This is a genomic window from Pseudomonas sp. GM30 (assembly GCF_000282275.2).
In the GTDB taxonomy this organism is placed as follows: Bacteria; Pseudomonadota; Gammaproteobacteria; order Pseudomonadales; family Pseudomonadaceae; genus Aquipseudomonas.
In genome coordinates this window covers 20,038-43,522 of record NZ_AKJP02000015.1, presented here as the reverse complement: position 1 = coordinate 43,522, position 23,485 = coordinate 20,038, and the positions used below count along the sequence as shown (strand labels likewise).

23 protein-coding genes are annotated in these 23,485 nt (G+C 60.4%); 21 read left to right on the top strand and 2 right to left on the bottom strand.

The genetic code is table 11. From position 1 onward, the window contains the following. Positions 1–487 precede the first annotated feature (487 nt). The 16 genes from PMI25_RS11790 to PMI25_RS11715 all read left to right on the top strand — a co-directional run bounded on the left by PMI25_RS11790 (position 488) and on the right by PMI25_RS11715 (position 18,577). Positions 488–1,138, top strand: coding sequence for a hypothetical protein (locus tag PMI25_RS11790; protein ID WP_007969653.1), 651 nt, complete (start codon positions 488–490; stop codon positions 1,136–1,138). A gap of 228 nt (positions 1,139–1,366) precedes the next feature. Further along, positions 1,367–3,496: a flagellar biosynthesis protein FlhA gene (gene flhA / locus PMI25_RS11785; protein ID WP_027613918.1), complete on the top strand. Its 2,130-nt coding sequence runs from the start codon at positions 1,367–1,369 to the stop codon at positions 3,494–3,496. 11 nt (positions 3,497–3,507) lie between these two features. Next, positions 3,508–4,848 (top strand): flagellar biosynthesis protein FlhF, encoded by a 1,341-nt coding sequence (flhF, locus tag PMI25_RS11780; protein WP_007969651.1) that lies wholly within the window; start codon positions 3,508–3,510, stop codon positions 4,846–4,848. Between the two features lie 113 nt (positions 4,849–4,961). After that, a complete protein-coding gene (gene fleN / locus PMI25_RS11775) occupies positions 4,962–5,792 on the top strand; it encodes a flagellar synthesis regulator FleN (protein WP_003222917.1) in 831 nt (276 codons plus the stop codon). Beyond that, positions 5,789–6,529: an RNA polymerase sigma factor FliA gene (gene fliA, locus PMI25_RS11770; protein WP_003222919.1), complete on the top strand. Its 741-nt coding sequence runs from the start codon at positions 5,789–5,791 to the stop codon at positions 6,527–6,529. Before fleN ends, fliA begins: the two co-directional genes overlap by 4 nt. 166 nt (positions 6,530–6,695) lie before the next feature. Beyond that, positions 6,696–7,067: a chemotaxis response regulator CheY gene (locus PMI25_RS11765; RefSeq protein WP_024012118.1), complete on the top strand. Its 372-nt coding sequence runs from the start codon at positions 6,696–6,698 to the stop codon at positions 7,065–7,067. 17 nt (positions 7,068–7,084) lie between these two features. After that, positions 7,085–7,873 (top strand): protein phosphatase CheZ, encoded by a 789-nt coding sequence (locus PMI25_RS11760; protein ID WP_027613919.1) that lies wholly within the window; start codon positions 7,085–7,087, stop codon positions 7,871–7,873. A 36-nt stretch (positions 7,874–7,909) separates the two neighbouring features. Beyond that, positions 7,910–10,204, top strand: a complete 2,295-nt coding sequence (locus PMI25_RS11755; RefSeq protein ID WP_024164450.1) for a chemotaxis protein CheA — start codon at positions 7,910–7,912, stop codon at positions 10,202–10,204. A 49-nt stretch (positions 10,205–10,253) separates the two neighbouring features. After that, positions 10,254–11,390 (top strand): protein-glutamate methylesterase/protein-glutamine glutaminase, encoded by a 1,137-nt coding sequence (locus tag PMI25_RS11750; RefSeq protein ID WP_007967840.1) that lies wholly within the window; start codon positions 10,254–10,256, stop codon positions 11,388–11,390. After that, complete coding sequence (locus PMI25_RS11745) at positions 11,390–12,130, top strand: flagellar motor protein (RefSeq protein WP_007967839.1); 741 nt, start codon at positions 11,390–11,392, stop codon at positions 12,128–12,130. Before PMI25_RS11750 ends, PMI25_RS11745 begins: the two co-directional genes overlap by 1 nt. Positions 12,131–12,145: 15 nt before the next feature. Next, positions 12,146–13,036, top strand: coding sequence for a flagellar motor protein MotD (motD, locus tag PMI25_RS11740; protein ID WP_007967837.1), 891 nt, complete (start codon positions 12,146–12,148; stop codon positions 13,034–13,036). Between the two features lie 43 nt (positions 13,037–13,079). Further along, a complete protein-coding gene (locus tag PMI25_RS11735; RefSeq protein ID WP_007967833.1) occupies positions 13,080–13,868 on the top strand; it encodes a ParA family protein in 789 nt (262 codons plus the stop codon). Positions 13,869–13,984: 116 nt separating this feature from the next. Beyond that, positions 13,985–14,932: a chemotaxis protein CheW gene (locus PMI25_RS11730; protein WP_007961681.1), complete on the top strand. Its 948-nt coding sequence runs from the start codon at positions 13,985–13,987 to the stop codon at positions 14,930–14,932. A gap of 90 nt (positions 14,933–15,022) precedes the next feature. After that, positions 15,023–15,508, top strand: a complete 486-nt coding sequence (locus tag PMI25_RS11725; protein WP_003222936.1) for a chemotaxis protein CheW — start codon at positions 15,023–15,025, stop codon at positions 15,506–15,508. Beyond that, positions 15,509–15,901, top strand: a complete 393-nt coding sequence (locus PMI25_RS11720) for a DUF2802 domain-containing protein (protein WP_007961680.1) — start codon at positions 15,509–15,511, stop codon at positions 15,899–15,901. It abuts the gene before it with no gap. Positions 15,902–16,135: 234 nt separating this feature from the next. Then, positions 16,136–18,577, top strand: coding sequence for a PIG-L family deacetylase (locus PMI25_RS11715; RefSeq protein WP_007961679.1), 2,442 nt, complete (start codon positions 16,136–16,138; stop codon positions 18,575–18,577). 44 nt (positions 18,578–18,621) lie between these two features. Here the strand turns inward: PMI25_RS11715 and PMI25_RS11710 are convergent, their stop codons facing one another. Together PMI25_RS11710 and fliK are read right to left on the bottom strand one after the other, a co-directional pair. Then, positions 18,622–18,951 carry an EscU/YscU/HrcU family type III secretion system export apparatus switch protein gene (locus PMI25_RS11710; protein ID WP_007961677.1) on the bottom strand — a complete coding sequence of 110 codons (330 nt, stop codon included), beginning with the start codon at positions 18,949–18,951 and terminating at the stop codon, positions 18,622–18,624. Further along, positions 18,948–20,528, bottom strand: coding sequence for a flagellar hook-length control protein FliK (gene fliK, locus PMI25_RS11705; protein ID WP_007961676.1), 1,581 nt, complete (start codon positions 20,526–20,528; stop codon positions 18,948–18,950). The genes PMI25_RS11710 and fliK overlap by 4 nt, the downstream gene beginning before the upstream one ends. A gap of 197 nt (positions 20,529–20,725) precedes the next feature. Between fliK and ccmA the strand changes: the two genes are divergently transcribed. The 5 genes from ccmA (at position 20,726) to ccmE (ending at position 23,485) form a co-directional block, all read left to right on the top strand. Beyond that, positions 20,726–21,361: a cytochrome c biogenesis heme-transporting ATPase CcmA gene (gene ccmA / locus PMI25_RS11700; RefSeq protein WP_045122041.1), complete on the top strand. Its 636-nt coding sequence runs from the start codon at positions 20,726–20,728 to the stop codon at positions 21,359–21,361. Continuing rightward, positions 21,358–22,026: a heme exporter protein CcmB gene (ccmB, locus tag PMI25_RS11695; protein ID WP_003222942.1), complete on the top strand. Its 669-nt coding sequence runs from the start codon at positions 21,358–21,360 to the stop codon at positions 22,024–22,026. The genes ccmA and ccmB overlap by 4 nt, the downstream gene beginning before the upstream one ends. 78 nt (positions 22,027–22,104) lie before the next feature. Then, positions 22,105–22,860, top strand: coding sequence for a heme ABC transporter permease (locus tag PMI25_RS11690; protein ID WP_007961673.1), 756 nt, complete (start codon positions 22,105–22,107; stop codon positions 22,858–22,860). Continuing rightward, the gene (gene ccmD, locus PMI25_RS11685) at positions 22,857–23,033 is read left to right on the top strand and encodes a heme exporter protein CcmD (RefSeq protein ID WP_003222944.1); all 177 of its coding nucleotides are present in this window, start codon (positions 22,857–22,859) and stop codon (positions 23,031–23,033) included. The genes PMI25_RS11690 and ccmD overlap by 4 nt, the downstream gene beginning before the upstream one ends. Next, positions 23,030–23,485 (top strand): cytochrome c maturation protein CcmE, encoded by a 456-nt coding sequence (gene ccmE / locus PMI25_RS11680; RefSeq protein WP_007961672.1) that lies wholly within the window; start codon positions 23,030–23,032, stop codon positions 23,483–23,485. The genes ccmD and ccmE overlap by 4 nt, the downstream gene beginning before the upstream one ends.

Genomic DNA, 23,485 nt, shown 5'->3' with positions numbered 1-23,485 from the left:
GGGCGAAGAGTCCCGCAACGAAGCAACGAACGCTGATGCACTGAGATAGTCCGAGTCGCTAAACCCGATCGCTGATTCGTCAGCGACCGATCCACAATAGAACCCGACCCCAAGGCGCACAAGCCGGCGGATTCTGGCTTGGCTGTAGGCAATGGCGCAAGGATGTGTAGCCCGCAAGGCGTGTCTTTAAGTGTCTTTTAAACATTTGCGTTTAAAAGGCGCTGTGGCTCTTGCGGTGTGGCTGCTGGCCTCTTCGCGGGCAAGCCCGCTCCCACAGGTGATCTGTGTGATACCTCCAATCTGTGTTCATTGCGGCGCGATTCCTGATAAATCAAAAGATCGCGACCTTCCGCCTGTCTGAAAAAGACCTCAACCTGTTAGTTCTGACAGTGGACACAAAGGGCATTCAGCTATCCCATGTTCCCTGGCAGGTTTCCCGGGCAAGTCGCCTTCTGACCTGTGTCTAACATTCGCCAAGGAGAAGATCATGCAGGAAAACTACAGAAAGCTTGAAGGAATGAGGTACGAGTTCGTTTCCGGGTCGGTGGTGAAAGAGTCTGTGCATATCGCTTGCACGGTCACTTTTATGGCGACGTTGGACTTAACGCATTTCAAGTACATGAGTAATACGTATGTGCCGGGTTATCTCGATTCGAGTACCAATGCGATCAAGCCAGAGTTGGAAGGGGTGGCCTACCATGGTCTCTACAACAGATTCAACAGTGCAGCTGGCAACATTGGCACCGTTGAGGCGTTGGTCAGAGTGTTCTCCTCTCCTGATAACTACTTCGATATATGGAGTGGCAATGGTCTACAGATGCGTTATCAAAAGCCCCAATTCGACACGGTCGGTGATCAGATAAAAATCACCGGTGGGCGGGACTATCGATGGGAGGACGAGCGGGAGATAAAGCCGCAGGATGTGCCGAACATTCACTTTACCTGGGCACTGAGTGTGCTGAAGGCACGCCCCGATGATCCTTTTCATGAGCCTGATGAAATCGTGAGATTTGGCTATTCTGAGGAAGAGTATGTCGAGGTGGAAGGCAGGCAGATCCGTAAGGGGGCGCGCTATCTGGTGGGCCGCGATTTGCGTCTTGGTGAAATTAATCCAAAGCAAATTTTGATTGCCGGATAAATTCGCCAATACGCGAGTTTTTCTGATTTTTGTTCACCTGCGCTAAGGGTGACAGCCGTCCTGCGACTGTTTTGCGGTCGGCTCCATGGCGCCCGGCTTCAGGCAAGACAATTCCCCGAAACAAAGCTCAATTTCAATCCCCGGCAAAAGTTGGAAGGCTTCTTGCAGTAGCCGCCGTGCGCCTGCTTTGGGCGTCAAAAGTTTGCTTTAAAGGAACGGGGAAAACCGGTGGATCGCTCTCAGTTATTCAACACTGCTCGCTCGAATGTTGCCGACCTCAGTCGAGGCAATCTGGGCGTGCCGTTGTTGCTGCTGGTCATGCTGGCGATGATGATGTTGCCGGTGCCGCCGTTCCTGCTGGACGTGTTCTTCACCTTCAACATTGCGCTGTCGATTGTCGTGCTGCTGGTCTGCGTGTATGCGCTGCGGCCGCTGGATTTCGCGGTGTTCCCGACCATTCTGCTGGTGGCGACGCTGCTGCGGCTGGCGTTGAACGTGGCCTCGACGCGGGTGGTGATGCTCCACGGTCAGGACGGCCACGCCGCTGCCGGCAAGGTGATCCAGGCCTTCGGTGAAGTGGTGATCGGCGGTAACTACGTGGTCGGTATCGTGGTCTTCGCGATCCTGATGATCATCAACTTCGTCGTGGTGACCAAGGGTGCCGGGCGGATTTCCGAGGTGAGCGCGCGCTTCACCCTCGATGCGATGCCCGGCAAACAAATGGCGATCGACGCCGACCTCAACGCCGGTCTGATCGACCAGAACCAGGCCAAGGCTCGCCGTCAGGAAGTCGCCCAAGAGGCCGAGTTCTACGGTTCGATGGACGGTGCCAGCAAGTTCGTCCGTGGTGACGCCATCGCCGGCCTGCTGATTCTGTTCATCAACCTCATCGGCGGTATGGCCGTCGGTATCTTCCAGCACAACATGACCTTCGCGGACGCGGGCAAGGTGTACGCCTTGCTGACCATCGGTGACGGTTTGGTGGCGCAATTGCCATCACTGTTGTTATCGACAGCGGCAGCGATCATGGTGACCCGTGCTTCCGGTTCGGAAGACATGGGCAAACAGATCAACCGCCAGATGTTCGCCTCGCCAAAAGCCCTGGCGGTGGCCGCTGGTTTGATGGCGGTCATGGGCCTTGTCCCGGGCATGCCGCACTTCTCGTTCCTGAGCATGGCCGCACTGGCTGCCGGTGGCGCGTACCTGTTCTGGAAAAAGCAGAACGTCGCCAAGGTGCAGGCGCTGCAAGAGGTTCAGCGTCAGCAGGAATTGCTGCCGTCGCCGGCCCGCGCTATGGAAACCAAGGAACTGGGCTGGGACGACGTGACGCCGATCGACATGATCGGTCTGGAAGTCGGTTACCGCCTGATCCCGCTGGTGGATCGCAATCAGGGCGGGCAGTTGCTGGCGCGGATCAAGGGCGTGCGCAAGAAGCTCTCGCAGGATCTGGGCTTCCTGATGCCGACCGTGCACATCCGCGACAACCTCGATCTGGCGCCGAGCGCCTATCGCCTGACGCTGATGGGCGTGATCCTCGCCGAAGCCGAGATCTACCCGGACCGCGAACTGGCGATCAACCCGGGGCAGGTCTACGGCACGCTCAACGGCATTACCGCCAAAGATCCGGCTTTCGGTCTGGAGGCGGTGTGGATCGAAGTCAGCCAGCGTGCGCAGGCGCAATCGCTCGGTTACACCGTGGTCGACGCCAGTACCGTGGTCGCAACTCACTTGAACCAGATTCTGTACAAGCACTCCAGTGAGCTGATCGGCCACGAGGAAGTGCAGCAACTCATGCAATTGCTGGCCAAAAGCTCGCCGAAACTGGCTGAAGAGTTGGTGCCGGGGGTGGTGTCGCTGTCGCAGTTGCTCAAGGTGTTGCAGGCGCTGCTGGCTGAACACGTACCGGTGCGCGATATCCGCAGCATTGCCGAGGCTATCGCCAACAACGCCGCCAAGAGTCAAGATACCGCCGCCTTGGTGGCTGCAGTGCGCGTCGGCGTATCCCGCGCCATCGTCCAAAGCATTGTAGGCACTGACTCCGAGCTGCCTGTGATCACCTTGGAACCAAGGTTGGAACAAATATTGCTCAATAGTCTGCAGAAGGCAGGACAAGGCTCTGAAGAGGGCGTTCTGCTGGAGCCAAGCATGGCCGAGAAGCTGCAGCGTTCGCTCATCGAAGCGGCGCAGCGTCAGGAAATGCAAGGTCAGCCGGTGATCCTGTTGGTAGCAGGCCCGATCCGCGCGATGCTCTCGCGTTTCGGTCGCCTCGCAGTTCCAGGGCTGCACGTGCTGGCCTACCAGGAAATACCGGACAACAAGCAAGTGACCATCGTTGCGACAGTAGGGCCCAACGGCTGAGGTAGTGGTTTATGCAAGTTAAGCGTTTCTTTGCCGCCGATATGCGTCAGGCCATGAAGCTGGTTCGTGATGAGCTGGGCGCTGATGCCGCCATCATTGGCAACCGCCGTATTGCCGGCGGTGTCGAGCTGACGGCGGCACTGGATTACAAGTTGTCGGCGCTGGCGCCACGGGTTCCGAACATGGAACTCGAGGACGAGCTGCGCAAGACCCAGTCGCGCATCGTGACCGCTCAGGCCGAGCTGAGCCTGCGTGGCGAAGCCGACGGCAACAGCAATCGCCAGATCTTTGCCGGGCTGCCGTTGACGGCCGGCCTGCCGCTGACCGCTGCCGAGCCGTTGAGCGAACCGACTTACTCCGCCCCGGCGCGTCCGGCTCCGGCACCTGCACCGGCGTCCGCTGGTGTCGATCCGCGTGCTTTGGATTCGATGCGTTTCGAATTGAACAGTCTGCGCGAGCTGATGGAAGTGCAGCTCGGCACGCTGGCCTGGAATCAGCTGCAAGGCAGCCGTCCGGCCCAAGCCAATCTGTATCGCCGTCTGCAACGCATCGGTCTGTCCGGGCCGTTGTCGCGCGATCTGCTGGCGATGATCACCGACATCGAAGAACCGCGTCAGGCCTGGCGCATGCTGCTTGCGCATCTGGCGCGGATGATCGCGGTGCCGGAAGTCGAGCCGCTGGAAGAGGGCGGGGTGATTGCCATGGTCGGCCCGGCCGGCATGGGCAAGACCACCACGCTGGCCAAACTCGCTGCGCGCTACGTGCTCAAGTACGGCGCGCAGAATGTCGCGCTGGTGAGCATGGACAGCTTCCGCATCGGCGCGCAGGAACAACTCAAGACGTTGGGGCGGATTCTCAACGTGCCGGTGACCCACGTCGATCCGGGCCAGTCGCTGGTGCAGGCGCTCGACCCGCTGCTGCGCAAACGCGTGGTGCTGATCGATACCGCCGGCCTGCAGGCCAGTGATCCGGCCCTGCGCATGCAACTGGAAAGTCTGGCCGGGCGTGGTATCCGTTCAAAAAATTATCTGGTGCTGGCAACCACCAGCCAGAAACAGGTTCTAACCGCCGCTTATCACAGTTACAAGCGTTGCGGGCTAGCCGGCTGCATCCTGACTAAACTGGATGAGACGGCCAGCCTTGGCGAAGTGTTGAGCCTGGCGATCAGTCATGAACTGCCGGTCGCGTACCTGACCGACGGCCCACGGATTCCGGATGATCTGCATCTGCCGCGCCGTCATCAGTTAGTCAGCCGCGCCGTCAGCGTGCAAATGCAGGAAGAACCCAGCGAAGAAGCCATGGCTGACATGTTCGCTGATATCTACCACAGCCCGACCAAGCAGGTTGGCTGAGGTAATGAACAGTTTTTGTACCTACATCGATGGTCTGCCATGCATTGTTCCGGTTGTGAACGCGCAGCCAGTAATGTGGCCTCCGTCTATGCAAGACAAGGTAAAGAAATAACATGGGCAGCATGCATCCCGTACAGGTGATCGCGGTGACCGGCGGCAAAGGTGGCGTCGGCAAGACTAACGTGTCAGTGAACTTGTCTCTGGCGCTGGCAGAGCTTGGCCGTCGGGTCATGCTGCTGGACGCCGATCTGGGGCTGGCGAACGTCGACGTTCTGCTGGGGCTGACCCCCAAACGTACTCTGGCCGATGTGATCGAAGGCCGCTGCGAGCTGCGCGACGTGCTGTTGCAGGGGCCCGGCGGGATCCGCATCGTGCCGGCCGCTTCCGGCACCCAAAGCATGGTGCACCTGAGCCCGGCGCAACATGCCGGTCTGATTCAGGCCTTCAGCGACATCGGCGACAACCTCGATGTGCTGGTGATCGACACCGCTGCGGGTATTGGTGACTCGGTAGTCAGTTTTGTCCGCGCCGCCCAGGAAGTGTTGCTGGTGGTCTGCGACGAGCCGACCTCGATCACCGACGCCTACGCGCTGATCAAACTGCTCAACCGCGACTACGGCATGAACCGCTTCCGCGTCCTCGCCAACATGGCGCAGAGCCCGCAGGAAGGGCGCAACCTGTTCGCCAAGTTGACCAAGGTCACGGATCGCTTCCTCGACGTCGCCTTACAATACGTCGGCGCGGTGCCGTACGACGAAAGCGTGCGCAAGGCCGTGCAGAAGCAGCGAGCGGTCTATGAAGCCTTTCCGCGTTCCAAGTGCGCGCTGGCGTTCAAGGCGATCGCGCAGAAGGTCGATACCTGGCCGCTGCCTGCCAACCCGCGCGGTCACCTGGAGTTTTTCGTCGAGCGCCTCGTGCAGCAAACGGCAGGGCCTGTGTTATGACCGCGAGCGGTATGAACTACTACAAGAAGTCGGCACGTGACGCGCAATACGAGTTGATCGAGCGTTACGCGCCACTGGTCAAGCGCATTGCCTATCACCTGCTGGCGCGCTTGCCGGCGAGTGTGCAGGTTGAAGACCTGATTCAGGCCGGGATGATCGGCCTGCTCGAAGTCTCGACCAAATACGACGCCAGCAAAGGCGCCAGTTTCGAAACGTACGCGGGCATCCGGATCCGCGGCGCGATGCTCGACGAAGTACGCAAAGGGGACTGGGCTCCGCGCTCGGTTCACCGCAACACCCGTATGGTCAGCGACGCAATTCGCGCAATTGAAGCTAAAACCGGCCGTGACGCTAAAGATCACGAGGTTGCGGCCGAACTCCAATTGAGTCTCGACGATTACTACGGGATTTTGAATGACACCCTGGGCAGCCGGCTGTTCAGTTTCGACGACCTGTTGCAGGACGGCGAACACGAAGGGCTGCACGAGGATGGCGCCAGTGCTCATCTTGAGCCGTCACGCGATCTGGAAGATGAACGCTTCCAGGCGGCGCTGGCGGACGCGATTGCCAATTTGCCGGAGCGTGAGCGACTGGTGTTGGCGCTGTACTACGACGAAGAACTGAACCTCAAGGAAATCGGTGAAGTCCTTGGCGTCAGTGAATCGCGGGTCAGCCAGTTACACAGCCAGTGCGCGGCCCGTTTGCGGGGGCGTTTGGGGGAGTGGCGAGCGCGCTGAAGGCAGTGTGGGGACACTGCGAACGAGGCTGGTGCGGTGATGAACGGCACCGGTCTTGCTCTGTTGTGCTCCAGACAGTCTTCGAGTGCTGCGCCGATTGATTGAAGTGGCGCGTCCAGGTGCTGGGCGCGTTTAAGACTGCTTGGAGGTCGAATTGAACAAAGACATGAAAATCCTCATCGTTGATGACTTCTCAACGATGCGGCGGATCATCAAGAACCTGCTGCGCGATCTCGGGTTCACCAACACCGTCGAGGCCGACGATGGCACGACCGCCATTCCGGTGCTCAACAGCGGCAGCATCGACTTTCTGGTAACGGACTGGAACATGCCGGGCATGACCGGTATCGACTTGCTGCGCCACGTGCGTGCCGATGAAAAACTCAAGCATCTGCCGGTGCTGATGGTGACCGCTGAAGCCAAGCGCGAGCAAATCATCGAGGCCGCTCAGGCCGGTGTGAACGGCTACGTGGTCAAACCTTTCACGGCTCAGGCGTTGAAAGACAAAATCGAGAAGATTTTCGAACGCATCGGCTGATGACGCGCGGGGGAGCTATGGAGCATAACGAATCTTCACAGGGCGATTTCGAGTCGACCCTGAAAAAACACGCGGTCGAACTGGTCGAGAGCCTTGAAAAAGGCAGGTTCGGCGACGCTGTGCAACTGATCCATGAGCTCAATCAGACCCGTGACCGCGGCCTGTATCAGGAAGTGGGCAAGCTCACACGCGAACTGCACAGTGCGATCGTCAATTTCCAGATCGATCCGCACATGCCGCAGGCCGAGGAAGTGTCGCAAATCACCGACGCCACCGAACGCCTGGGCTATGTGGTCAAGCTGACCGAAGCCGCGGCCAACCGCACCATGGATCTGGTGGAAAGCGCCACGCCGGTGGTCAATGGCCTGGCTGAAGAAGCCCAGGCGCTGAGCACCGATTGGGGCCGCTTCATGCGTCGCGAGGTCGGGGCTGAAGAGTTCCGCGAGCTGGCGCGCCGGGTCGACGGTTTTCTGTCACGCAGCAGCACGGACAACCGTGCGGTGTCGAGCAATCTGAACGACATCCTGCTGGCTCAGGATTATCAGGACCTCACCGGTCAAGTGATCAAGCGTGTGACCCAGCTGGTCACCGAAGTCGAAAGCAATTTGCTCAAACTCGTCCTCATGGCCAGTCAGGTGGACCGCTTTGCGGGCATCGAACACGACCGCGCCGCGATGCTTGCAGAAAAAGATCCACAAAAACATCTCTCGCAGGGTGAAGGTCCGCAGATTCATGCCGATAAACGAGAAGACGTTGTGTCCGGTCAGGACGATGTGGACGATTTGTTATCCAGCCTTGGATTTTGAGTTTTAGGTTTTTAGACCTGTAGGAGCACCCCATTAATGAGCTTCGGCGCCGATGAAGAGATCCTTCAGGATTTCCTGGTTGAGGCCGGCGAGATTCTTGAGCAACTGTCCGAACAACTGGTCGAGCTGGAAAGCCGCCCGGATGACGCAGATCTGCTCAACGCAATTTTTCGCGGTTTCCACACTGTAAAAGGGGGCGCCGGCTTCCTTCAGCTCAACGAGCTGGTGGAGTGCTGTCACATCGCCGAAAACGTGTTCGACATCCTGCGCAAGGGGGAGCGTCGCGTTGATGCAGAACTGATGGACGTGGTGCTTGAAGCACTGGACGCGGTGAACAGCATGTTCAGCGAAGTCCGTGAACGTGCACCGATCACTGCCGCTACCCCGGAACTGCTGGCCGCGCTGGCGCGTCTGGCCGAACCGCAATCGGCTGACGAAGCCCCGGCTTCGCCGGTGGCCGAGATGATCGAAGAGCTGGTCGTCGAAGGCGATTCGAGCGATTCGGGCGACATCACCGATAACGAATTCGAACAGCTGCTCGATTCGCTGAACGCCGTCAAGGCCGAAGCCGAAGCGCCGATTGCTGTGGCATCTGCGCCGGTTGCCGATGCGGCCGCCAGCGATGAAATCACCGACGCCGAATTCGAGTCCTTGCTCGATCAGTTGCACGGCAAAGGCCAGTTCGCGCCGGACGCCGTGGCACCGACGGCGGCCGCTGCGGCGGCACCGGCGGCGGGCGACAGCTCGGACATCACCGACGACGAATTCGAAGCACTGCTCGATCAGTTGCATGGCAAGGGCAACTTTGCCGTGGAAGCGCTGGAGTCGGCGATCGCCTCGGCACCGGTTGCGCCTGCCGCACCGGCGGCCGCCGCTGCCGGCAGCGATCTGATCAGCGATCACGAATTCGAATCGCTGCTCGACGAATTGCACGGCAAAGGCAAGTTCACCGACGTTGGCGCCGCTGCTGCGAGCACCGCATCGACCGTGGCTGCATCTGCCGCCAAGGCTGCTGCCGCTCCAGCCGCTCCAGCCGCTGCGCCGAAGGCTGCACCCAAGCCTGAGCCGAAGGCCGAAGCGCCAAAACCGGCCGCCGCCGCTGCTGCACCGGCTCCGGCCCGCGCCGCCGCTGCGCCGCCGCCGGAAAAACCGGCGAGCGAAGCCGAGACCACCGTGCGGGTCGATACCGCGCGTCTCGACGAAATCATGAACATGGTCGGCGAACTGGTACTGGTGCGTAACCGCCTGGTGCGCCTGGGTCTCAACAGCGGCGACGAAGCCATGTCCAAGGCCGTGTCGAACCTCGACGTGGTCACGGCTGACTTGCAGACCGCGGTGATGAAGACCCGGATGCAGCCGATCAAGAAGGTCTTCGGGCGCTTCCCGCGTCTGGTTCGCGACCTCGCGCGTCAGCTCAAGAAAGAGATCAATCTGGAACTGGTGGGTGAAGAAACCGACCTCGACAAAAACCTTGTCGAGGCCCTGGCCGACCCGTTGGTCCACTTGGTGCGTAACGCGGTCGACCACGGCATCGAATCGCCGGAAGAACGCGAAGCTTCCGGCAAGGCCCGTGGCGGTCGCGTGGTACTGGCCGCCGAGCAGGAAGGCGATCACATCCTGTTGTCGATCTCCGACGACGGCAAGGGCATGGACCCGAACGTGCTGCGTTCGATCGCGGTAAAACGCGGTGTGATGGACAAGGACGCGGCCGATCGCCTGAGCGATACCGAGTGCTACAACCTGATCTTCGCCCCGGGTTTCTCGACCAAAACCGAGATCTCCGACGTGTCCGGCCGCGGTGTCGGCATGGACGTGGTGAAAACCAAGATTTCCCAGCTCAACGGTTCGATCAACATCTACTCGACCAAGGGCCAGGGCTCGAAGATCGTCATCAAGGTGCCGCTGACGCTGGCGATCATGCCGACCCTGATGGTGATGCTCGGCAATCAGGCATTTGCGTTCCCGCTGGTCAACGTCAACGAAATCTTCCACCTCGACCTGTCGACCACCAACGTGGTGGACGGCCAGGAAGTGGTGATCGTGCGGGACAAGGCGCTGCCATTGTTCTACCTCAAGCGCTGGCTGGTCAGCTCCGCGGCTCACGAAGAGCAGCGCGAAGGCCATGTGGTGATCCTTTCGGTGGGCACCCAGCGGATCGGCTTCGTCGTCGATCAACTGGTCGGCCAGGAAGAAGTGGTCATCAAGCCATTGGGCAAAATGCTGCAGGGCACTCCGGGCATGTCCGGCGCCACCATCACCGGTGACGGCCGCATCGCGCTGATTCTCGATGTTCCAAGCATGCTCAAGCGTTACGCGACGAAGCGTATTTGAATCCGGGGCAGCGGGGCGACGACGTCCCGCTGCACCTAATGGAGTGTTTATGGCAGTCAAAGTCCTGGTGGTGGACGATTCGGGTTTTTTCCGCCGCCGCGTCTCGGAAATTCTTTCAGCGGATCCGAGCATCCAGGTGGTCGGCACGGCCACCAACGGTAAAGAGGCGATCGATCAGGCCCTGGCCCTCAAGCCGGACGTGATCACCATGGACTACGAGATGCCGATGATGGATGGCATCACGGCGGTGCGGCACATCATGCAGCGCTGCCCGACCCCGGTGTTGATGTTCTCCTCGCTGACCCACGAAGGCGCCCGGGTCACCCTGGATGCGCTGGATGCCGGTGCGGTGGATTTCCTGCCGAAGAATTTCGAAGACATCTCGCGCAACCCCGAGAAGGTCAAGCAACTGCTGTGCGAGAAGGTCCACAGCATCTCGCGCAGCAATCGTCGCTTCAGTGCCTACAGTGCACCGGCTCCGGCCGCGGCACCGACGCCTGCGCCAGCACCGGCGGCATCGAGCTTCAGCGGCCACAGCGCTGCTGCTCCGACGCGTCCGGCCCCGGCTCCTGCACCTGCTCGTGCGCCGGTTGCCAGCGCGTCGTCGCCGGCACCGAAACGCAAAGCCTACAAACTGGTCGCCATCGGCACCTCGACCGGCGGCCCGGTGGCCCTGCAACGGGTGCTGACTCAGTTGCCGGCGAACTTCCCGGCGCCGATCGTGCTGATCCAGCACATGCCGGCGGCGTTCACCAAGGCGTTTGCCGAGCGTCTGGACAAGCTGTGCCGCATCAGCGTCAAGGAAGCGGAGGATGGCGACATCCTGCGTCCGGGCCTGGCGCTGCTGGCGCCAGGTGGCAAGCAGATGATGATCGACGGCCGTGGCGCGGTGAAAATCCTCCCGGGCGACGAGCGTCTGAATTACAAACCGTGCGTGGACATCACCTTCGGTTCTGCAGCCAAGTCTTACGGTGACAAAGTTCTGGCGGTGGTCCTCACCGGCATGGGCGCCGACGGCCGTGAAGGCGCGCGTCTGCTCAAGCAGGGCGGCAGCTCGGTGTGGGCGCAAGATGAGGCAAGCTGCGTGATCTACGGCATGCCGATGGCCATCGTCAAAGCCGATCTGGCTGACGCGGTCTACGGCCTGGACGACATCGGCAAGCACATCGTCGAGGCGTGTATCTGATGGATGTTCTAAGCCTTATCGGGATTATCCTGGCGTTCGTCGCCATCATCGGCGGCAACTTCCTTGAAGGCGGTCACCTCGGCGCGCTGGCCAACGGCCCGGCGGCGCTGATCGTCCTCGGTGGCACCATCGGTGCCGCGCTGCTGCAATCGCCGATGAGCGCCTTCAAGCGCGCCATGCAGATCCTCGCCTGGATCCTGTTTCCACCGCGCGTGGACCTGGCCGGCGGCATCGACCGGGTGGTTAACTGGAGTCTCACCGCACGCAAGGAAGGCCTGCTCGGCCTGGAAGGCGTGGCCGATGCCGAACCGGACAACTACTCGCGCAAGGGCCTGCAACTGCTGGTCGACGGCGCCGAGCCGGAAGCGATCCGCAGCATTCTCGAAGTGGATTTCTACACCCAGGAAGCGCGCGACATCGAGGCTGCCAAAGTTTTCGAAAGCATGGGCGGCTATGCGCCGACCATCGGCATCATCGGTGCGGTGATGGGCCTGATTCATGTGATGGGCAACCTCGCTGATCCGACGCAATTGGGCAGCGGTATTGCCGTGGCATTCGTCGCGACCATCTACGGCGTGGCCAGTGCCAACCTGGTGTTGCTGCCGGTGGCGGCCAAGCTCAAGTCAATCGCGTTGCGGCAGTCGCGTTATCGCGAAATGTTGTTGGAAGGTATTTTGTCGATCGCCGAAGGTGAAAACCCTCGCTCTATCGAGCTGAAGCTTCAGGGCTTCATGGATTGATGGGGGTAATGGACTATGGCTCGCCGCAGGCATCAGGAAGAACACGTTAATCACGAGCGCTGGCTCGTGTCCTACGCGGATTTCATCACGCTGCTGTTCGCGTTCTTCGTGGTGATGTATTCCATCTCGTCGATCAACGAAGGCAAGTACAAGGTCATTTCCGAAGCGCTGATCGGGGTTTTCACCGACTCCGATCGCTCGCTCAAGCCGATTCCGATCGGTGAGGAACGCCCAAAAACCGTGACCCCGGCCAAGCCGCTGGTCAAGGACAGCGAGCAGGTTGACGCCGGTATCGCCGGGGCCAGCGATCCGCTGAAAAGCATTGCCGATGACATCAGTGCCGCGTTCGGCGACTTGATCAGCTCCAACCAGATGACCGTGCGCGGCAACGAGTTGTGGGTCGAGATCGAACTCAACTCCAGCCTGTTGTTCGGCAGCGGCGACGCGATGCCGAGTGATATCGCGTTCAACATCATCGACAAGGTCGCGGCGATCCTCAAACCGTTCGACAACCCGATCCACGTCGAAGGCTTCACCGACGATCAGCCGATCCGTACCGCGCAGTATCCGACCAACTGGGAGCTGTCCTCGGCGCGTTCGGCGAGCATCGTCCGCATGCTGGCGATGCAGGGCGTGAATCCTGGCCGTCTGGCTTCGGTGGGGTATGGCGAGTTTCAGCCGGTGGCCAACAACGCCACTGCCGAAGGCCGGGCGAAAAACCGTCGTGTGGTGCTGGTGGTGTCGCGCAATCTCGATGTGCGCCGCAGTCTGACCGGCACCGGTACCGCCAATGCACAACCGGACGCGGCATTGAAGCGCGCTGGCACACAAACTGCACCGTCCCCGGTCAAGACGCCGGGACGCGAGAGTGCCGTCAATTCTCCGTCGCCCGCATTAATACGCTGAGCTATGTCTCGGTCGAGCATCTCGACCGGGAGGAACGAACCGAATGAGAGTCTGGGCAGTCGCCAATCAAAAGGGTGGTGTCGGTAAAACCACATCTTCCATCGCTTTAGCCGGATTGCTGGCGGAGGCGGGCAAGCGCGTGGTTGTGGTCGATCTCGACCCGCACGGCTCGATGACCAGCTATTTCGGCTACGACCCCGACAGCCTGGAACACAGCAACTACGACCTGTTTCTGCACAAGGGCACGGTGCCACAAGGCTTGCCCGGGCAGTTGCTGTTGTCGACCAGCGACGAACGCATTTCCCTGTTGCCGTCGAGTACCGCGCTGGCCACCCTCGAGCGCCAGTCGCCGGGACAGAGTGGTCTGGGTCTGGTGATCGCCAAGAGTCTGGCGCAGCTGTGGCAGGACTTCGATTACGCGATCATCGACAGCCCGCCGTTGCTCGGCGTGCTGATGGTCAACGCCCTGGCCGCGAGCCAGCAACTGGTGATCCCGGTGCAGACCGAGCACCTGGCCGTGAAAGGCCTGGAGCGCATGGTCAACACCCTGGCGATGATCAACCGCTCGCGTAAACAGGCGCTGCCGTTCAGCATCGTGCCGACCCTGTTCGACCGCCGCACCCAGGCGTCGCTGGGCACTCTGCGCGTACTGCGCGACAAGTTTCCGGAAGAGATCTGGCAGGGTTACATCCCGGTCGATACCCGTCTGCGCGACGCCAGCCGGGCCGGGGTCACACCTTCGCAATTCGATGGCAAGAGCCGTGGCGTGCTGGCTTATCGCGCGCTGCTCAAGCATCTGCTGGCGCAACAACTTGTTCCGCAGGTGGCTTGAATGACGTTGACCTCTGTAGGAGCTGCCGCAGGCTGCGATCTTTTGATCCGGTTTTGCGTGGCTTCTGAAAAGATCAAAAGATCGCAGCCTGCGGCAGCTCCTACAGGGAGTTGTGTATGAATCGGCCGGTGAAGTTGACGTCGAAGCCGCAGTTGGCGCTGCAGTCTTATCTGGATGGCTTGCTGCAGGAAATTCCTGACGAGTTGCCGGTCGAGGCGCCGGTCGAGGTGGTCGAAAGTGCTGCGACGCTGGACGAGTTCCAGGCAGCGGTGCTGGAAGAGCAGGCGCGTGATGCGCAGAAAGCCGCCAAGTCTGCCGCCCCGGTTGCCGCGCCTGCCGCCGCACCGATCGCCAAGGCGCCAGTGGCACTGATCGAAGAAGCCGAGCCGCCGCGCGCGCCGGTGTCGACGCTCGCACCGTTGCTGCAAACCCAATTGCTGAAAACCGCGCCGGAACCGGTCGTGGTCGAACCTGCGCCGGTTGCGCCCGCACCCGTCGAGCAGACGCGGGTACCGCCAGTGGTGGAAGTGCACCTGCCGCCGAGCAACACGCCGCCACCGGTGGACACCGATGGCCGTCCGGCCTGGGCTGCCGAAGCCTTCGAATGCCTGTTGTTCGATGTTGCCGGCCTTACCCTGGCGGTGCCGCTGGTGTGCCTCGGTTCGATCTATTCGCTGGCCGGCCACGAGTTGACGCCGCTGTTCGGGCAGCCGGAATGGTTCCTCGGGATTCTGCCGAGCCAGGCCGGCAATCTGAAAGTCTTGGACACCGCGCGTTGGGTCATGCCGGATCGCTATCGCGATGACTTCCGTCAGGGCCTGCAGTACGTGATTTCGGTACAAGGTTACGAATGGGGCCTGGCGGTGCATCAGGTCAGCCGTTCGTTGCGACTGGACCCGAATGAAATCAAATGGAGAAGTCACCGGGGTCAGCGGCCATGGCTCGCCGGCACGGTGATCGAGCACATGTGTGCATTACTTGATGTAGCCGCGCTGGCCGAGTTGATCGCCAGCGGCGGGGCAAAGCACTTGGGCGGCCACAAGCCGCTACATAAATCGACATAGCAGCCGACATAACAGTCAGGCGAAGGCATTTTTCAATGCCTCCACACAGAACACACACCGCCCAGTGCGGTTTTTTCGAGGGGTCAGGGTATGAGTAGTCAGGCGACGAATGCAAAGGGTTCTGAAGATCCGATCCTGCAATGGGTGACCTTCAAGCTGGACAACGAAACCTACGGCATCAACGTGATGCGCGTTCAGGAAGTCCTGCGTTACACCGAAATCGCGCCGGTACCGGGTGCGCCAAGCTACGTGCTGGGCATCATCAACCTGCGCGGTAACGTGGTCACCGTGATCGACACCCGTCAGCGCTTCGGCCTGAACAGCGGCGAGATCAGCGACAACACCCGTATCGTCATCATCGAGGCCGACAAGCAAGTGGTCGGGATCATGGTCGACAGCGTGGCCGAAGTGGTTTACCTGCGTCAGTCGGAAATCGAGACCGCGCCGAACGTCGGTAACGAAGAGTCGGCCAAGTTCATCCAGGGCGTGTGCAACAAGAACAACGAACTGCTGATCCTGGTCGAGCTGGACAAGATGATGAGCGAAGAAGAATGGTCGGAACTGGAGAGCATCTGATTGATTCTCGAGGTTGCGGTCATTGTCCTGTTCCTCTTCTGGGCAGGCACGCTGGCAATGTTTCTGGCGTACATCAAGGCGCAGCGCGTAATCGCTGCGCAACAGGCCCAGGGCGATGCGCTGCGTGATCAGCGCATCAAGGATCTGGCCAAGCGTGTCGACGACTATCAGAACGGCAACGTGCGCATGGGCGAAGCCCTGCACGAGCTGCGCTCGGTCGTCGGTCCGTTGCCGGACAAGATTGTCGCGCTGGAACAGCGCGACCCGTCGAGCCTGTCGTTCGCCCAGGCGGCGAAACTGGTGGGCATGGGCGCGAGCGTTGATGAGCTGACTCAGTCCTGCGGCTTGACCCAGGCTGAGGCGGAGTTGATGCGCAAGTTGCACAGAAGTTGATAGGCGTAGAGGCTTGTCATTTGAATAAGGATCGCCGGCCATGCCGGCGATTTTTTTGCGCTGGATTTTGTTGCCTGGTACGCCCATGACCGTCTATCTGAACTGTTATTTCTGACAGTGGCGGATTTCACTCCTCGTTCCTCACACTCCTCGTGACTCGCGATAGTCCCGTCGGCTTTCCAGGCAGACGCTTCTGATCGCCAATTCACCGATCCAGCCAATCGTGGAGTGGGTATGCATTTGCCAGCCAGAACCGAGCGCGTGAGACAAGTGGGGTCACCCGGTGTTGCCGCCCTATGGCTGGCAATCGTGCTGCTCCTGACGGCTTGTCAGGCTCAGGTCAGCAGGCTCGCTCCAGAAGCCAATATTGCCGACCGGCAAAATTGTCACGGTGTCCACCTGGTCAATGTCGTTGCGCATATGGACGACGATCTGCTGTTTATTGATCCGCGGATTTCGCAAGTTCTGGCTGCCGGCGGCTGTGTGACCAGTATCTTCATGAACGGTGGCAGTTCTGGTGCCGGCTTCGAATATGTGCTGAAGCGCGAAAACGCGTCGACAAAAGCCTACGAAAAAATGCTGGGTTTTGCGACCGGATGGACGCCTTACCTGATATTCACTGATTCAGCCATTGTGATGAGCGTCAAGGCCAGTGCACGACCTGGATTGAAGCTCATATTTTTGCGTGTGCCGGGAGGGAACGTTCGCGGTGGAGATGTGCCGCTGGCCGATATGCTCGACCTCGATAAAACTGTTCGGAGTTGGCCATATCTGGACTCGGCTTCAGGTCCGGTAAACCTTTACAGTCGAACATCTTTTGTGCAGCTCTTGACCGAACTGATCGTCAATGAAGGAGCCACCCGGGTGTATGCACTCAATCCGGACACCGTTCCGTACACGGAGCATCCTGACCATATTTATTCGGCACGTTTGACGCGTCTGGCCTTGCGCGGGATCAGTGCAGATATCCCGGTGATTTATCACGAGACCTATCCCTCGGCGGCCGTCGCTCCTAACGTGGACCCGGCAGCTGTGCAGGCGAAACGGCATGTTGTCGCCAGTTACTTTCATTTTGAAGGGGCAGAGCCAGTCAGCAGTGCATACAGTGAAGCCACCTGGAATGGCAATTGGGTGGCGCGACTGAATTCCACGCTCAGCCATGCTCACGCCGCTGGGCCAGTGGTCAATATCCCTTTCAGACCGCTAGTCAATTTCCAGACGCAACAGTGTCTGGTTGCCAATGGGTTGGGGCAGCAGGTGACACTGGAAGGATGTGAACCAGACGCTGACCAGCGCTGGGCGTTTGTGCCCTCCGACATTGCAGTCGGCGCGAGCAGGGGAGTTGCGCTGCTGAAAACAGCCTCTGGCCATTGCATAGCGCGTCAGAATGGCCAATTGATCGAGCACGCATGTGAGAGCAATGATCCCTCCCAACACTGGACTCCGTGGGACTTCGGGAAAATTTATGTTCCCGGAGCGCAGGGGCAATGCCTGGACGGAGTACAGCCGAGCTTGATAGCGGATTGCATGGATTATGCGGGTTCTATGTTGTGGGTGCGCAGCATCGATAACATCGACAGTAATGACTCGATGGAAGTGGCGCTGACGGGGGATCTCATCGGTGACGGGACGAACCGGACGTTGCAAGTGCAGCGCCGGCAGGATGGTCCAGGTGTCGATATTTGGGTCACGTCGCTGGACGCAGACGCGATTGCATCCGAGAAATGGTATGAGGACAGACTTCCATTTGATCCAGATTCTTTTGATTCCGGGTGTGCTACAGCCATTTGCTACGACTCTACGCGCTATCTGCTGGCTGATTTTACAGGTGACGGCAAGGCTGATCTGATGGCGATATCGCCCGGAAAAGCTGACGAAACCATTTTCAGATTATTAAAGAATGAAGGCGACCATTTTGCTGATCCGATTATCTGGCGTTCGGTTCAGCAAGGGCATGCCTACCGGCAAGCTCAGCAATATCTGGCTGGCGACTTCAGAGGCGTCGGCAAGCAAGATGTGTTGATCGTGCAGACCCTGAATAACAAAGTGTCCGATTTCTGGCTGATGGAGAATAAAGGGGCGAGTCTGGGCATTCCTGCCCATTGGGGAGATGCTCGAAAAAACGCATTGCCGGCCCACTTCTACAGCGCCAGGCTGGACAACGATGACAAGGATGATGTGCTCGCTGTTGATTCAAGTGAGCAGTTCTTGAAGCTGCTTACCTACAGGAGCAGCGGCCGTTCTCTGGATTTTGAGAAAGCCTTGGAGTTGCCGGGCTTCTATTCTGCGGGTTCAAAGACCGCAGTGCTGGATTCGCCGATTACCAAACTGACCGATGTATGGGTGCTGCACGCTCGATCAGACGGTAGTGATATCAATTTCTGGAAAGTCAAAAATCTTGGCGGCGGAGAGTTCGAAGAGCCTTCGTCTCCGGCTTTCGAGACGAGCGTGCTTAATTGGGCTGACGTGCGGCCTTATGGCCTGAGAACGGGCAGGCAGATCCTGCTTCCCTATCGCGTCAACGATCCTGTGCAGGAGTATTACTGGCGAATCGGAAAAGTCGGCTTCAAGGCACTGAATCTGTCCGAGCAAGGTATGCCCGTCGGGATCAAGGATTACGGTCGTTCACCGCGGTTTGAATGGGCGAACCTGCAGTGGCGAGCGCGCTTGAATTGAATATCGAGCGAGTACGCGTTCATTTGAGCTGTATCCGGCGCGGCCTAGTAATCAGCCCCGCGTTCGGTAACGTCCTTCTCGACCATCGGCGCATCCGGGTCCTGTCCCTCGGGGAATTTCCCCTTCAGATTCCACGCAAATGCGATGATCTCGGCAATCGTGCGGTACAGCTCCTCGGGGATGCTGTCGCCCAGTTCCATGCGCGCCAGCAGCCGCACCAGCTCGGCGTTTTCATAGATCGGCACTTCGCAGTCGCGGGCGATGCGCAGGATTTCTTCGGCCAGTTCCTCGTCGCCCTTGGCGGTGAGGGTCGGGGCGTGGTTGCCGTCGTATTTGAGGGCGATGGCCTGGCGTGGAGCAGTGGAATCGTTCATGCGGTTTCGTCGACCCAGCGATGTTCGAGGCGGGTTTGGTTGCCTTGCGGCGGGGTGCCGAGGTGGCAGTCGAGATCGCCGACGTTCAGCCCGCGATCGAGCAGGCGCTGGCGCAGGGCGAACAGATTGGTTTCGATCAGGTCGGCGGTGTACGGGCGTTCGGCCCAGAGCTGACTCGACAGGCTGCCAGCAATCAACTGCGCCTGAATCTGCATCGGCCCCAACGGCTCCATGTCGAACGCCAGATCGACGCGCCACAGCTGCTGTCTGGGTTCGCGCTCGTCACGGCGTTCGTTGGGTTGCGCTTCTCTTTCCGGCGCTTCTTCGCGCTGGAACTTGACCTGCAACGGCACGATGTCCTGCAGGTTGCGCATGGGGATTTCCAGCTGCCAGGTGCTGAGCAGACGGCCGTCATCGGTGACCCCGGTCTGTTCCAGGCTCGACAGTTGATGGCTTTGCAGGCGCGATACGGCTGCTGCGGCCAGGCGCAGCAGATGTTCCAGATCGCCTTCACCGTCGAGGCTTTGCAGCAGGCGGTCGGGCAGCGGAAAGCTGCTGGGCAGCGGTTTGGCGCTGACCTGGCCGAGGGTGCCGAGGGCGTTGCGCACGAAACTCGGCAGCGCTTGCGCCAGGGTGTTGGCGGCGATGATCGCGTTGAAACTGGCGTTCCCCGGCGCACCCGGCGACAGCTGTGCGATCAACTTGAGCAGATCGGCTTTCATGTCCGGGGCCAATGCCGGATTCTGTCCGGTGAGCAATTTGGCTTCGAGGAAGGCGCCGCTGTTGGCCAGGGCCAGGGCCACGCCTTTGGCGCTGCTCATCTGCTGCACATCGGGCAGGTTGGCGAGCAGACGCACGACGGCAGCGCGCAGATCCTGCGAGGTCTGATCGTCGTCGCTCGGCAGGTTTTGCAAGGCGTTGAGCAAGCCGTCCAGCGAACCTTGGCGACTCTGCTGGCCGAGCAGTTGCTGACTCACCGCCAATTGCTCCTGACGGCTGCTCAGTGGCACGAGCTTGAGGGTTTGCGAATCTTCGACCAGTGCCGAGAGCAGGGTGCCGATGCGCAACGGCGTCGGGCTGTCGATATCCAGCGTGGCACCGCTCTGTGCGGTGTTGAGCAGACTGACCAGCGAGCGATACACCGTCGGCTGTCCCGGCACTTGCGGCAGTGTCTGCGAGGTCAGCACCTTGCCTTGCAGCAGCGTGCCGACCGGCAACTGCGCGGTGTCGATGCGGGTGAGGGCGGCGACGCTGCTGGCAATCGCCTGTTGCACGGTGATCGCCAGATTGCCCGCCGACGGCTGAGTGACGGCCAGGTTGGTGCCGGTCGGCAACGGCAGTTTGCTGCTGGCTTGCACGGTGGTCTGCCGACCGCCGTCGACGGTGACCTTGAGCAGCAGTTGAAAGGTCTGATCCGCCTGCTTGAGTGACAACACCTCGGCCTGGGCGCTTTGCCCGGCGCCGATCAAGCCTTCGACTGGGGTCAGCAGCTTGAGCAACTCACCGCTCATCGCCAGCGGACGCGCGTTCGCCGGGGTGGTGGGCGGGAGCGGGAGGATGTTCATTTCGCCTGTCATACGCGGACACAACCTGAGGAAATTGCACTCTTGAGAGTAAGGCACGGCATGTATAATGCCGCGCGTCTTGCGCTTCGTTCAGAAAACATAGCAATTGTTTGATCCAGCTCTCTGGTTCGCACCGTCATTGCATTTATCCTGCATCTCTTTAACGGCCGCGCCAGAGCCGACTTGAACCGTATAAGGCCCGTGATCCCTTGACCAGTCCTGTCCTGCAAACCGTTGCCCTTGCCTGTGAGCGAGACTTGCGGCTGCTCTTCGAAAATCTCGAATTGCGACTGGCCAGTGGCGATATGGTGCAGATCAGCGGCCCCAACGGCAGCGGCAAGACCAGTCTGCTGCGCCTGTTGTCCGGGTTGATGCAGCCGACCAGCGGTCAGGTGCTGCTCAACGGTCAACCTTTGACCGCCCAACCGAGCGAACTGGCGCGCAACCTGTTGTGGATCGGCCACGCCGCCGGAATCAAGGACCTGCTGACCCCCGAAGAAAACCTGTCCTGGCTCTGCGCCCTGCATCGGCCCGCCGAGCGCGAGGCGATCTGGCAGGCACTGGCTGCCGTAGGATTGCGCGGTTTCGAAGATGTTCCCTGCCACACCCTGTCCGCCGGTCAGCAACGCCGCGTGGCGCTGGCGCGGCTGTATCTGGACAGTCCGCCGCTGTGGATTCTCGACGAGCCGTTCACCGCGCTCGACAAACAGGGCGTGGCGCAGCTTGAAGAACACCTGGCCGGGCACTGCGAACGCGGCGGTCTGGTGGTGCTGACCACGCACCACACGCTGAGCCGGATGCCGGCCGGTTATCGCGATATCGATCTGGGGAACTGGGCAGTATGAGTGTGTTCGGCCTGCTGGTTGCCCGTGAGTCCCGCCTGCTGTTTCGTCGCCCGGCGGAACTGGCCAATCCACTGATTTTCTTCGCCATCGTCATTGCCTTGTTCCCGCTGGCCGTCGGCCCGGAAACTCAAGTCTTGCAAAACCTGTCCCCGGGGTTAGTCTGGGTGGCCGCGCTGTTGTCGGTCCTGCTGTCGCTGGACGGATTGTTTCGCAGTGATTTCGAAGATGGCTCCCTGGAACAGTGGGTCCTTTCGCCGCACCCGCTGCCACTTCTGGTGCTGGCCAAGGTGCTGGCACACTGGCTGTTCTCGGGGCTGGCGCTGGTCTTGCTCTCGCCTCTGTTGGCGCTGATGCTCGGTTTGCCGGTCGCCTGCCTGCCGGTGTTGCTGTTGTCGTTGCTGCTGGGTACACCGGTGCTGAGTTTGCTCGGCGCGGTGGGCGCGGCGCTGACGGTCGGTTTGAAACGCGGCGGCCTGTTGCTGGCGCTGCTGATTCTGCCGTTGTACATCCCGGTGTTGATCCTGGGCAGTGGCGCCTTGCAGGCCGCCTTGCAAGGCATGCCGGCGACCGGGTATCTGCTGTGGCTGGGTAGCCTGACCGCCCTGGCGATCACCCTGACACCTTTTGCAATAGCTGCTGGCCTGAAGATCAGCGTCGGCGAATAATGAGGTCTGGTTAAAATTTAACCAGCAAAGACCCTGAGACTGCTCACACCGATGAGCGGCACCCGTGATGGAAACAGTATGAACTGGACCTGGTTTCACAAGCTCGGCTCGCCCAAGTGGTTCTACGGCATCAGCAGCAGGTTTCTGCCGTGGCTGGGCATCGCAGCGTTGCTGCTGATCAGCGTTGGCGTGGTCTGGGGCCTGGCCTTCGCGCCACCGGATTATCAGCAGGGCAACAGCTTTCGCATCATCTACATCCACGTGCCGGCGGCGATGCTCGCGCAGTCGATCTACGTGATGCTGGCGGTGTGCGGCGTGGTCGGGCTGGTGTGGAAGATGAAACTGGCTGACGTCGCCCTGCAATGTGCGGCGCCGATCGGCGCGTGGATGACTGCCGTGGCTTTGGTCACCGGCGCGATTTGGGGCAAGCCGACCTGGGGCTCGTGGTGGGTCTGGGATGCGCGGCTGACGTCGATGCTGATTCTGCTGTTCCTGTATTTCGGGGTGATTGCCCTGGGCAACGCCATCAGCAATCGCGACAGCGCCGCCAAGGCCTGCGCGGTACTGGCGATCGTCGGGGTGATCAACATTCCGATCATCAAATACTCGGTGGAGTGGTGGAACACCCTGCACCAGGGCGCGACCTTCACCCTCACCGAAAAACCGGCGATGCCGGCCGAAATGTGGCTGCCGCTGCTGCTGACGGTGCTGGGGTTCTACTGCTTCTTCGGCGCCGTGCTGTTGCTGCGCATGCGCCTTGAAGTGCTCAAGCGCGAAGCTCGCGCCAGTTGGGTGAAAGAAGAAGTGCAGAACAGTCTGGAGGCCGCTCGATGAGTTTCGCTTCATTCGGCGACTTCCTCGCCATGGGCCATCATGGCCTGTACGTCTGGTCGGCCTACGGCATCTGTCTGGCGGTGCTGATCCTCAACGTGGTCGCCCCGATCGCGGCCCGCAAGCGCTATCTGCAACAAGAGGCGCGTCGTCTGCGCCGGGAGAACGGCAAGTGAATCCGCTGCGCAAAAAACGTCTGACCCTCATTCTGGCGATCCTGGTCGGGGTCGGCGCCGCCGTCGGCCTGGCCCTCAGCGCCCTGCAGGAAAACATCAACCTGTTTTACACGCCGACCCAGATCGCCAACGGCGAAGCGCCGCACGACACGCGCATCCGCGCCGGCGGCATGGTCGAGAAGGGCTCGCTGCAGCGCTCGCCGGACTCACTGGACGTCAAATTCGTCGTCACCGATTTCAACAAAGCCGTGACCATCACCTACCGCGGGATCCTCCCGGATCTGTTCCGCGAAGGGCAGGGCATCGTCGCCCTGGGCAAACTCAACGCTGACGGCGTAGTGGTGGCCGACGAAGTGCTGGCCAAGCACGACGAGAAGTACATGCCGCCGGAAGTGACCAAAGCGCTGAAAGACAGTGGTCAATCGGCACCCACCCAAGCGAAGGAGGGTTGA

Bases quoted from the DNA above. Each gene is read 5' to 3' on its own strand.
- PMI25_RS11790 (WP_007969653.1), top strand. From the start codon at position 488: ATGCAGGAAAACTACAGAAAGCTTGAAGGAATGAGGTACGAGTTCGTT.
- flhF (WP_007969651.1), top strand. From the start codon at position 3,508: ATGCAAGTTAAGCGTTTCTTTGCCGCCGATATGCGTCAGGCCATGAAG.
- fleN (WP_003222917.1), top strand. From the start codon at position 4,962: ATGGGCAGCATGCATCCCGTACAGGTGATCGCGGTGACCGGCGGCAAA.
- fliA (WP_003222919.1), top strand. From the start codon at position 5,789: ATGACCGCGAGCGGTATGAACTACTACAAGAAGTCGGCACGTGACGCG.
- PMI25_RS11765 (WP_024012118.1), top strand. From the start codon at position 6,696: ATGAAAATCCTCATCGTTGATGACTTCTCAACGATGCGGCGGATCATC.
- PMI25_RS11760 (WP_027613919.1), top strand. From the start codon at position 7,085: ATGGAGCATAACGAATCTTCACAGGGCGATTTCGAGTCGACCCTGAAA.
- PMI25_RS11755 (WP_024164450.1), top strand. From the start codon at position 7,910: ATGAGCTTCGGCGCCGATGAAGAGATCCTTCAGGATTTCCTGGTTGAG.
- PMI25_RS11750 (WP_007967840.1), top strand. From the start codon at position 10,254: ATGGCAGTCAAAGTCCTGGTGGTGGACGATTCGGGTTTTTTCCGCCGC.
- PMI25_RS11745 (WP_007967839.1), top strand. From the start codon at position 11,390: ATGGATGTTCTAAGCCTTATCGGGATTATCCTGGCGTTCGTCGCCATC.
- motD (WP_007967837.1), top strand. From the start codon at position 12,146: ATGGCTCGCCGCAGGCATCAGGAAGAACACGTTAATCACGAGCGCTGG.
- PMI25_RS11735 (WP_007967833.1), top strand. From the start codon at position 13,080: ATGAGAGTCTGGGCAGTCGCCAATCAAAAGGGTGGTGTCGGTAAAACC.
- PMI25_RS11730 (WP_007961681.1), top strand. From the start codon at position 13,985: ATGAATCGGCCGGTGAAGTTGACGTCGAAGCCGCAGTTGGCGCTGCAG.
- PMI25_RS11725 (WP_003222936.1), top strand. From the start codon at position 15,023: ATGAGTAGTCAGGCGACGAATGCAAAGGGTTCTGAAGATCCGATCCTG.
- PMI25_RS11715 (WP_007961679.1), top strand. From the start codon at position 16,136: ATGCATTTGCCAGCCAGAACCGAGCGCGTGAGACAAGTGGGGTCACCC.
- PMI25_RS11710 (WP_007961677.1), bottom strand. From the start codon at position 18,951: ATGAACGATTCCACTGCTCCACGCCAGGCCATCGCCCTCAAATACGAC.
- fliK (WP_007961676.1), bottom strand. From the start codon at position 20,528: ATGACAGGCGAAATGAACATCCTCCCGCTCCCGCCCACCACCCCGGCG.
- ccmB (WP_003222942.1), top strand. From the start codon at position 21,358: ATGAGTGTGTTCGGCCTGCTGGTTGCCCGTGAGTCCCGCCTGCTGTTT.
- PMI25_RS11690 (WP_007961673.1), top strand. From the start codon at position 22,105: ATGAACTGGACCTGGTTTCACAAGCTCGGCTCGCCCAAGTGGTTCTAC.
- ccmD (WP_003222944.1), top strand. From the start codon at position 22,857: ATGAGTTTCGCTTCATTCGGCGACTTCCTCGCCATGGGCCATCATGGC.